The sequence below is a fragment of the Roseomonas sp. TAS13 genome (assembly GCF_001950415.1).
GTDB classification, from domain to species: domain Bacteria; phylum Pseudomonadota; class Alphaproteobacteria; order Acetobacterales; family Acetobacteraceae; genus Roseomonas; species Roseomonas mucosa.
Genome location: NZ_BDLP01000179.1, coordinates 1 through 8,877, shown reverse-complemented (window position 1 = coordinate 8,877; position 8,877 = coordinate 1). Strand labels below are relative to the sequence as shown.

The following is an 8,877-nucleotide window of genomic DNA, read 5'->3' as shown; positions in this document are numbered from 1 at the left end:
GGTGGAGGCGGGGGTCCTGCTGTTCCTGGGCTCCGCCGCGGCGGGACAGCCGGGGCGGGTGGTGCCGGCCGGGCTGCTGGTGGTGCTGGGGCTGTTCCTGCTGCGCGGGCTCTATGTGCTGGCGCCGAACGAGAGCGCGGTGCTGCTGCTCTTCGGCAGCTATCGCGCCACGGACGAGGCGGCGGGGCTGCGCTTCACCAATCCGCTCTATACGCGCAGCAAGGTGTCGCGGCGTTTGCGGACGCATGAGATCGCGGCGCTGAAGGTGAATGACGGCGTGGGCAACCCGATCGAGATCGGAGCGGCAGTGGTGTGGTCCGTGTCGGATTCGGCGGCGGCGCTGCTGGAGATCGACGACTACGAGGCTTTCGTGCGGGTGCAGAGCGACGCGGCGCTGCGGCGGATCGCCGGGGCGCATGCCTATGACGCGGCGGAGGTGGCCATCGTCAGCGGCGTGGGCGGCACGGAGGCCGAGGCGGCAGTGGCGGCGCGGGCGCCGGCGACGCTGCTGGATGGCGGCGACGAGGTGGTGCAGGGGCTGGTGCGGGAGCTGCAGGAGCGGGTGGGGCGCGCCGGAATCCGCATCGCCGAGGCGCGGATCACGCATCTCGCCTATGCGCCCGAGATCGCCGGGGCGATGCTGCGGCGGCAGCAGGCCGAGGCGGTGCTGGCGGCGCGCCGCAAGATCGTCGCCGGGGCGGTGGACATGGTGGAGGACGCGCTGGCCGCGCTGGAGCGGAAGGGGCTGGCGCTGGATACCGAGCGGCGGGCGGCAATGGTGTCCAACCTGCTGCTGGTGCTGGTGGGGGACAAGGACCCGGTGCCGGTGATCAATGCGGGGACGCTGAACCACTGAGCAGGGCGTGCCGGGGGGGAGAAGGGGGCGCCTTCTTCCCCCGGCCAGCCGCGCGGTGGCGTTCAGCCCGTGACCGTGTCCGCGATGAGCTTCACGTTCAGCCCCACGATCAGCACGGTGATGGCCCAGCCGACCACGCGCTGCCAGCGGGGCGTGACGAGGTTGCCCATCAGCTTCCGGTCGGAGGCGAAGAGCATCAGCGGGATCATCGCGAAGGGGAGCTGCAGCGACAGCACCACCTGGCTGAGGATCAGCAGTTGTCCCGTGCCGCTTTCGCCGTAGAGCCAGGTGACGATCAGCGCCGGGACGATGGCGATGCCGCGGGTGACGAGGCGGCGCACCACCGGGGAAAGGCGGAAGTGGATGAAGCCTTCCATCACCACCTGCCCGGCCAGCGTGGCGGTGACGGTGGAGTTGAGGCCCGAGAGCAGCAGCGCCACGGCGAAGAGGATGGGGGCCGCGGCGCCGAGCAGAGGGGCGAGGAGGCTGTGCGCGTCCTGGAGTTCCGCGACGTCGTGGTGGCCGCTGGTGTGGAAGGCGGCGGCGGCGACGATCAGGATGGCGGAATTGACCAGCAGGGCGATGGTCAGCGCGGTGCAGCTGTCCCAGGTGGCGAAGCGCACGGCCTCCTTGCGGCTGGCATCGTCGGGGGCGACGGCGCGCGACTGCACGGCCGCGGTGTGCAGGTAGAGGTTATGCGGCATCACCGTGGCGCCGATGATGCCGATGGCGATGTAGAGCTGCGTCTGGTTGGTGACGATGGAGGCGGAGGGCAGGTAGCCGCGCAGCAGATCGCCCCAGTTCGGGTCGGAAAGCGCGACCTGGACGGCGAAGCAGGCGCAGATCAGCGCGAGGAAGCCGGCGACCATCGCCTCCAGCCAGCGCATGCCCTTGTGCTGCAGCCACAGGATCAGCAGCGCGTCGAGCGCGGTCAGCACGGTGCCGAGCAGCAGCGGGATGCCGAAGAGGAGCTGCAGGGCGACGGCGGTGCCGATCAGCTCCGCGAGGTCGGTGGCGCAGATGGCGAGCTCGGCGAGGAGCCAGAGCGGGACGGCGAAGGGACGCGGCAGGCGTTCGCGGCAGAGCTGGGCGAGGTCGCGGCCGGTGGCGATGCCGAGGCGGGCCGAGATGGCCTGGAGCAGCATCGCCATCAGGGAGGACAGCAGGGCGACGGAGAGCAGCGTGTAGCCGAAGGCGGAGCCGCCGGCGATCGCCGTGGCCCAGTTGCCCGGGTCCATGTAGCCGGTGGCGACGAGGTAGCCAGGGCCGGCGAAGGCGAGGAAGCGGCGGAAGGTGCTGCCGGTGCGGGGGACGCCGACGCTGCGGTGGACTTCGGGAAGGCTGCCGGGCCGGGTCTCGCCGGCGAAGGAGCTTGCGTCGTTCATCGGCACCGGCTCCGTCCGGGGGCCGGCCGATCCGCCCAATGGCGCAAATCCCTGTTCAGATGACGATCTCGCGAGAGGTTCGCGTGGCTGTGATGCTTCATGGGACATCATCCGTGCCCGCCTCGCCACAGGCAAGGGGGCAGCCGGAAGATGCTGGTTCCGCTGTTCGCCGGAGACTCGTCACGGTCCCGTCGGGACGGCGCCCTGGCGCGACGGGTGATCCATGTGCACGAGGCCGAGCAGCTCGCGCACCGTGCGGGTGAGTTCCTCGGCGCGGAACGGCTTGGCCAGTGTACGCTCGTCGGGGTTCATCTGGCGGCCGTTGAAGAGCCAGGGGCGGCCGCTGACATAGACCACGGGCAGGCCAGGGCTGCGGCTGCGGAGTTGCGCGGCGACGTCGAAGCCGTCCTGCGGGGTGCCGAGGTTGATGTCGGTGACGAGCACGCGGCAGATCTCGTCCTGCGTGACGACCGTGGCCTCGTCGGGGGAGGACGCCTCGCGGATGCACCAGCCTTCCATCTCCAGGATCGAGGAGAGAGTGGCCCGCACCAGATCGTCATCATCCACCACGAGTATGTCGCACATGCCTGCCTCCTTGCCCCCATCATTGCGTCCTGTTCACGGTTAAGCGCCGCAGCGCGGGAAAGGTTCAGTTCCGGGCCGTGGGGGAGGGGCGAGGCTGGGGCGCGGCCGGGACATGGGCGAAGGGGGGCGCAAGGGCTGAGCGGCGGGGATGGCCTTGACCCCCGGCGGCTGGCGCGTGATCCCTTATGGGGCCGGGAAACGCCGGCATGGCCGGGCCGGCCAATGCCCGGACGTCGCCTGGGGTGCCTCCCCGGGGGCGTCCCTTGGGCGCCGGAACGGCGGCCGGACGGAGTGTTCATGGACGAGATCGACCGCAAGCTCCTCGCGATCCTGCAACAGGATGCCACGCTTTCCATCGCCCAGATGGCGGACAAGGTGGGGCTTTCCGCCACGCCCTGCTGGAAGCGGGTGCAGAAGCTGGAGGCCGCCGGGGTGATCACCCGCCGGGTGGCGCTGGTGGCGCCGGAGAAGGTGGGGGTGGGGCTGAGCGTCTTCGTGGCGGTGGAGGCGGGGGACCATACGCCGGACTGGCTGGAACGCTTCGCCCAGGCGGTGGACGCCATGCCGGAGGTGATGGGGGCCTACCGGATGGCGGGGGAGGTGGACTACATGCTCCACGTCGCGGTGGCGGACATGGCGGAGTTCGACCTGTTCTACAAGCGGCTGATCGGGACGGTGCCGATGCGCAACGTGACCTCCCGCTTCGCCATGGAGCGGATCAAGCACACCACTGCCTTTCCCCTGAACCGGGCGGCCTTCCGCGACCGGGGCCAGCCCCAGGAGGGAGTGGAGGAATAACTCCCCCGGATCGGGCGGACGGGGGAATGGCATCCTCTGGCGGCGTTGAACTTCGATAAACCCGACTATTTATCGCGAATAACCCTCTGCCTATCCTCTGCTCCATGATCGAGATGTCGTGGAATCCGGGCCGAGAGGCCGCGTCCGGCGGGCGCATCGGGGACCTCAAGGGTCCGGTTCCGGTGCGGCGGGTCTGTTGCCGCTGCCGGGCCTGTACCGGCCCCGGTCTGCCGGGCTGAAGCCCGCGCCATCCCGCCCGGGCTGCCACCGGGTTCCACCGCCTCTTCCCCTTTTCGCGGACCGCGCGGCCCCAGGGCCGGTGGCCGGGACGGAGCCAGCATGTCCGACACCCAGGTGATCGGCGCCACAGGGCGCTCCTCTTCCTCTCTTTCCGACCGCAGCCTCGCCCGGGCGGCGCGGGCGCTGCTGCCCGGCCGGCTCCATCTCGGCAAGGCGCGGCGCTTCGTCTCGCCGCTGGTGATCGTGCTGCTCTGGCAGGCGGCCTCGATGGCTGGGCTGATCTCGCCGCGCACCCTGGCGGCGCCGAGCACGGTGATCGCCTCGGCCTGGGAGCTGACGCTTTCGGGCGAGCTGCCGCACCACCTGCTGGTCTCGCTGGGCCGGGTGGCGCTGGGGCTTTCCATCGGCGTGGCGGCGGGCACGGCCTTCGCGCTGATCGCCGGGCTGTCGAAGCTGGGCGAGGAGATCGTGGACGCGCCGCTGCAGATGCTCCGCACGCTGCCCTTCCTGGCGCTGGTGCCGCTGTTCATCCTGTGGTTCGGCATCGGCGAGACGCCGAAGATCGCGCTGGTGGCGCTGGGGACCAGCTTCCCGGTCTATCTGACGCTCTTCGCAGGCATCCGGGGTGTCGATCCCAAGCTGATGGAGGCGGGCAAGGTCTTCGGCCTCGACCGGCAGGGGATGATCCGGCACGTGATCCTGCCGGGGGCGCTGCCCTCGGGCATCGTGGGGCTGCGCTACGCGATCGGGACGGCCTGGCTGAGCCTGGTGATCGCCGAGCAGATCAACGCGACCTCGGGCATCGGCTACCTGATCAACGACGCGCGGGACTTCCTGCGCACCGACGTCATCGTCGTGGGCCTCGTCGTCTATGCGCTGCTGGGGCTGGGGGCGGACGCCCTGATGCGCCTCGTGGAGCGGCGGACGCTGGCCTGGCGGCCGAGCCTGATCAAGGCCTGAGCGGGGAGCGGGGACCATGGGCGAGCAGAACAACGCGCGCGCCGTCTCGGTGCGCGGCCTGACCCGGCGCTTTGGCCAGAACACCGTGCTGCACGGGCTGGATATCGAGCTGGAGCCGGGGTCCTTCACCGCGCTGCTGGGGCGTTCGGGCTCGGGCAAGACGACGCTGCTGCGGACGCTGGCCGGGCTGGACCCGGTGCCGGAGGACGCGGTGGTCCGGCTGCCGGAGAGCGTGGCGGCGGTGTTCCAGGAGCCGCGGCTGCTGCCCTGGAAGAAGGTCTGGCAGAACGTGACCCTCGGCCTGCCCGGCGGCGGGGCGCGCGAGCGGGCGGAGCGGGCGCTGGGCGAGGTGGGGCTGTCGCACCGGCTGAATGCCTGGCCGCTGACATTGTCGGGCGGCGAGGCGCAGCGCTCCGCCCTGGCGCGGGCGCTGGTGCGCGAGCCGAGGCTGCTGCTGCTGGACGAGCCCTTCGCGGCGTTGGACGCGCTGACTCGCATCCGGATGCATGCGCTGGTGCTGGAGCTCTGGCGCGCGCATGGGCCGACCACGCTGATCGTCACGCATGACGTGGACGAGGCGATCCTGCTGGCGGACCGGGTGCTGGTGCTGGATGCCGGGCGGATCGCGGCGGATATTCCCGTGGCGATGGAGCGGCCGCGGGCGCATGGCGATGCGGGCTTCGTGGCGCTGCGGCGGCGGCTGCTGGCGGAGCTGGGCGTCGAGGACAGCGCGAGGCAGGCGGCGTGAGCGGGGTGCTGACGCGGCGCGGGGCGCTGCGGGGTGCCGTGCTGGCGGCGCCGGCGCTGCTGCTGGCGGGGCGGGGAAGCGCGCGGGCGCAGGCGGGGGTGACGCTGCGGGCGGCGCAGTACAAGGCGGGCGACCAGATCCTGCTGAACCTGTCGGGGCAGGATCGCGACCGTTCCTATCAGGTGGCGTGGTCCGAGTTCGGCAGCGGCAACCTGATGGTCGAGGCGGTGAATGCCGGGGCCATCGACCTCGCCTATGGCAGCGAGATCCCGCCGGCCTTCGCCGCCGCCTCGGGCGCACGGATCAGGGTGATCGCGGTGATCCGCGGCGACGTGAACGAGCAGGTGGTGCTGGTGCCGAAGGGGTCCACGGTGCGGAGCATCGCCGACCTCGAGGGCAGGCGCGTCGGCTATGTCCGGGCAACGACCACGCATTACTACCTGAACCGGATGCTGGCCGAGGCAGGGCTGGGCTTCGGCGACATCCAGGCCGTGAATCTTTCCCCCAGCGACGGGCGTGCGGCCTTCCAGAACGGGGCGCTCGATGCCTGGGCGATCTATGGCTATTCCGTGCCGATGGCGCGCGAGGCCGGGGCGCAGGAACTGCGCAACGCGCGCGGGATCCTGTCGGGGAACTACCTGGTCTTCGCCAGCCCGGACGCGCTGGTGGAGCCGGGACGGCGGGCGGCGATCGCCGATCATCTGGCGCGGGTCTCGCGGGCCTTCCTGTGGATGGACAGCCATACGGCGGAGCTGGCGGCGGCGCAGTCGAGGCTGCTGAACGTGCCGGAGGCCACGATCCGCGCGCTGCTGGAGAATGTCAGCCAGAAGCGACGGCTGGTGGCGCCGGACGAGGCGGCCATCGCCTCGCACCAGGCGGTGGCGGACGACTTCGCCGCGCTGGGCCTGCTGCCGAAGGGCGTGAACGTAGCGTCGCTCTGGGACCGTGATTTCGGGCATGGGCTGGAGCTGGCGGCATGATGGACGGTTTGCTGGTGCGGCCCGACCCGCTGGGTGCGCTGGTGCGGGACTTCGCGTCGCGGGCCGCGGCGCATGACCGTGAAGGCAGCTTCCCGCACGCGAACTTCACGGCGCTGCACGAGGCCGGGATGCTGGGCCTGACGGCGCGGCAGGCCGATGGTGGCGAGGAGGCCGGGCTGGAGCGGGCCTGCGCGCTGGTGGGGCGGGTGGCGGAAGGCTGCCCGGCCACGGCGCTGGTGCTGGCGATGCAGCTGATCCAGATCCGCGGGCTCGTCACCGACCCGCATGTGCCGGAGCACATCAAGGCGCTGGTGGGGCGCGAGGCGGTGGAGCGCGGGGCGCTGGTGAACGCGCTGCGCGTGGAGCCGGAACTGGGCTCGCCGGCGCGTGGCGGGTTGCCGGGCACGGTGGCGCGGCGCACGGCGGAAGGATGGCGCGTCAGCGGGCGCAAGATCTACTCCACCGGGGCGCCGGGGCGCCGGGGCTGCGCTGGATGCTGGTCTGGCTGCGGACCGACGAGGAGCGGCCGCGCATCGGGTCCCTGCTGGTGCGGGCGGACACGCCGGGCGTACGGATCGAGGAGAGCTGGGACCAGGCGGGGCTGCGGGCCTCCGGGAGCCACGACGTGGTCTTCGAGGACGCGCTGGTGCCGCTGGAACATGCGGTGGACCTGCGGCTGCCGGAGGAGCGCGGCGGGCCCGGCGCGCAGCACGGCGCCTGGAACACGCTGATGATCGCGGCGCTTTATACGGGCGTGGCGCGGGCGGCGCGGGACTGGCTGGTCGGTTTCCTGAAGGGGCGCGTGCCGGCCAATCTGGGCCGGCCGCTGGCCACGCTGCCGCGCATGCAGGAGGCGGTGGGCCGGATCGAGGCGCTGCTGGCGACCAACGACCGGCTGGTGGACTCCGGCGCGCGCGACGCGGGGCTGGAGGCGGCCGAGGCCGGGCTGATCAAGACCGTGGCGGCGGAGAACGCCATCGCGGTGGTGCAGGAGGCGGTGGCGCTCTGCGGCAACCATGCGCTGGCGCGTTCCAACCCGCTGGAGCGGCATCTGCGCGACGTGCTCTGCGCGCGCATCCACACGCCGCAGCCCGACAGTGCCTACGGTGTCGCGGGGCGCCGGGCGCTCGGGGTGAATTGAGACGAGTGAAGGAGGAAAGCCGATGACGGTTCCGGGTTCCCATCTGAACGATGTCGAGTTCATCGGCATGGTGCAGCCGCGCGAGCAGTCGGAGATCCACCCGCCGCATGGCGAGGCGATCGACCTCGGCTATTTCCGCAAGTCCATGCGGGTGCATGACGAGGGCGGCTTCGACCGCGTGCTGATCGGCTGGTACAGCAACGGACCCGACGGGTTCCTGCTGGCCACCGACGCGGCCGCGCATACGAAGCGCGTGGGATTCCTGGTCGCGCACCGGCCGGGCTTCCTGGCGCCGAGCCTCGCGGCGCGGAGCTATGCGACGCTGGACCAGCTTTCGGGCGGCCGCGCCGCGATCCACGTGATCTCCGGCGGCGATGACGTGGACCAGGCGCGGGACGGCGACTGGCTCGGCAAGGACGACCGCTATGCGCGGACGGACGAGTATGTCGATATCCTGAAGGCGATCTGGACCGGCGCGAAGCCGGTGGACCACGAGGGCGCCTATTACCGCATCAAGGGCGCCTCGCCCGAGGTGCGGACGGTGCAGAAGCCGCGCATCCCGGTCTATTTCGGCGGTGCCTCCGAGGCGGCGCTGCGGGTCGCGGGCAGGCATGCGGATGTCTATGCGCTCTGGGGCGAGACGCAGGCGCAGGTGCGCGAGATCGTGGGGCGCGTGCGCGAGGAGGCGGCGAAGCACGGGCGCGAGCATGACGTGCGCTTCTCGCTGAGCTTCCGCCCGATCCTGGCGGAGACGGAGGAGGCGGCCTGGGCCAAGGCGGAGCGCATCCTGGGCCGGGTGCGCGAGGTGCGCGGGCAGGCGGCGCTGGGGCCGGCGAACAAGGCGCCGGCCAATGCGGGCTCGCAGCGCCTGCTGGCGGCGGCGGAGCGGGGCGACCGGCCGGAGGGGCGGCTCTATACCGCGATCGCGCGAGAGACCGGGGCGCGGGGGAACACCACGGCCCTGGTGGGCACGCCGCAGCAGGTGGCGGAGGCCTTCCTGGAATACTACGAGCTGGGCGTGACGACCTTTCTGATCCGCGGCTTCGATCCGCTGGAGGATGCGGCGGAGTACGGGCGCACGCTGCTGCCGATCACCAAGAGGCTGGTGGCGGAGCGGCGGGCGGCCGCCGTGCGGGTGGCGGCGGAATGAGGCTGAGCCGGCGAGGGTTGCTGCTGGCGGGGGC

Annotated in this window: 9 protein-coding genes and 1 pseudogene; 8 read left to right on the top strand and 2 right to left on the bottom strand. The window is 71.8% G+C overall.

What is annotated here, in order from left to right; genetic code table 11:
* Window positions 1-856, top strand: an 856-nt coding sequence (locus ROTAS13_RS14300; protein WP_139323365.1) for an SPFH domain-containing protein, incomplete at its 5' end; no start/stop codon positions are given.
* Window positions 857-918: 62 nt separating this feature from the next.
* Here the strand turns inward: ROTAS13_RS14300 and ROTAS13_RS14295 are convergent.
* Window positions 919-2,241, bottom strand: a complete 1,323-nt coding sequence (locus ROTAS13_RS14295) for an Nramp family divalent metal transporter (RefSeq protein ID WP_075822663.1) — start codon at window positions 2,239-2,241, stop codon at window positions 919-921.
* A gap of 180 nt (window positions 2,242-2,421) precedes the next feature.
* Window positions 2,422-2,826 (bottom strand): response regulator, encoded by a 405-nt coding sequence (locus tag ROTAS13_RS14290; protein ID WP_019462874.1) that lies wholly within the window; start codon window positions 2,824-2,826, stop codon window positions 2,422-2,424.
* A 297-nt stretch (window positions 2,827-3,123) separates the two neighbouring features.
* Between ROTAS13_RS14290 and ROTAS13_RS14285 the strand changes: the two genes are divergently transcribed.
* From ROTAS13_RS14285 to ROTAS13_RS14260, 7 genes and pseudogenes are all read left to right on the top strand, one after another.
* The gene (locus tag ROTAS13_RS14285; RefSeq protein ID WP_075822665.1) at window positions 3,124-3,624 is read left to right on the top strand and encodes an Lrp/AsnC family transcriptional regulator; all 501 of its coding nucleotides are present in this window, start codon (window positions 3,124-3,126) and stop codon (window positions 3,622-3,624) included.
* Between the two features lie 339 nt (window positions 3,625-3,963).
* Window positions 3,964-4,824: an ABC transporter permease subunit gene (locus ROTAS13_RS14280; protein WP_019462872.1), complete on the top strand. Its 861-nt coding sequence runs from the start codon at window positions 3,964-3,966 to the stop codon at window positions 4,822-4,824.
* 16 nt (window positions 4,825-4,840) lie between these two features.
* Window positions 4,841-5,572, top strand: coding sequence for an ABC transporter ATP-binding protein (locus tag ROTAS13_RS14275; RefSeq protein ID WP_019462871.1), 732 nt, complete (start codon window positions 4,841-4,843; stop codon window positions 5,570-5,572).
* Window positions 5,569-6,552, top strand: a complete 984-nt coding sequence (locus ROTAS13_RS14270) for an ABC transporter substrate-binding protein (RefSeq protein WP_075822662.1) — start codon at window positions 5,569-5,571, stop codon at window positions 6,550-6,552. Before ROTAS13_RS14275 ends, ROTAS13_RS14270 begins: the two co-directional genes overlap by 4 nt.
* Window positions 6,549-6,743 (top strand): annotated as a pseudogene (locus tag ROTAS13_RS28120) (acyl-CoA dehydrogenase family protein); the annotation flags it as partial. The gene ROTAS13_RS14270 and the pseudogene ROTAS13_RS28120, both read left to right, overlap by 4 nt.
* Before the next feature lie 239 nt (window positions 6,744-6,982).
* Window positions 6,983-7,693 carry an acyl-CoA dehydrogenase gene (locus ROTAS13_RS28115; RefSeq protein ID WP_253187686.1) on the top strand — a complete coding sequence of 237 codons (711 nt, stop codon included), beginning with the start codon at window positions 6,983-6,985 and terminating at the stop codon, window positions 7,691-7,693.
* A 22-nt stretch (window positions 7,694-7,715) separates the two neighbouring features.
* Window positions 7,716-8,843, top strand: coding sequence for an LLM class flavin-dependent oxidoreductase (locus ROTAS13_RS14260; protein WP_019462868.1), 1,128 nt, complete (start codon window positions 7,716-7,718; stop codon window positions 8,841-8,843).
* Window positions 8,844-8,877 lie beyond the last annotated feature (34 nt).

Coding starts and splice junctions, on each gene's coding strand:
- ROTAS13_RS14295 (WP_075822663.1), bottom strand. CDS start 2,241: ATGAACGACGCAAGCTCCTTCGCCGGCGAGACCCGGCCCGGCAGCCTT.
- ROTAS13_RS14290 (WP_019462874.1), bottom strand. CDS start 2,826: ATGTGCGACATACTCGTGGTGGATGATGACGATCTGGTGCGGGCCACT.
- ROTAS13_RS14285 (WP_075822665.1), top strand. CDS start 3,124: ATGGACGAGATCGACCGCAAGCTCCTCGCGATCCTGCAACAGGATGCC.
- ROTAS13_RS14280 (WP_019462872.1), top strand. CDS start 3,964: ATGTCCGACACCCAGGTGATCGGCGCCACAGGGCGCTCCTCTTCCTCT.
- ROTAS13_RS14275 (WP_019462871.1), top strand. CDS start 4,841: ATGGGCGAGCAGAACAACGCGCGCGCCGTCTCGGTGCGCGGCCTGACC.
- ROTAS13_RS28115 (WP_253187686.1), top strand. CDS start 6,983: ATGGCGCGTCAGCGGGCGCAAGATCTACTCCACCGGGGCGCCGGGGCG.
- ROTAS13_RS14260 (WP_019462868.1), top strand. CDS start 7,716: ATGACGGTTCCGGGTTCCCATCTGAACGATGTCGAGTTCATCGGCATG.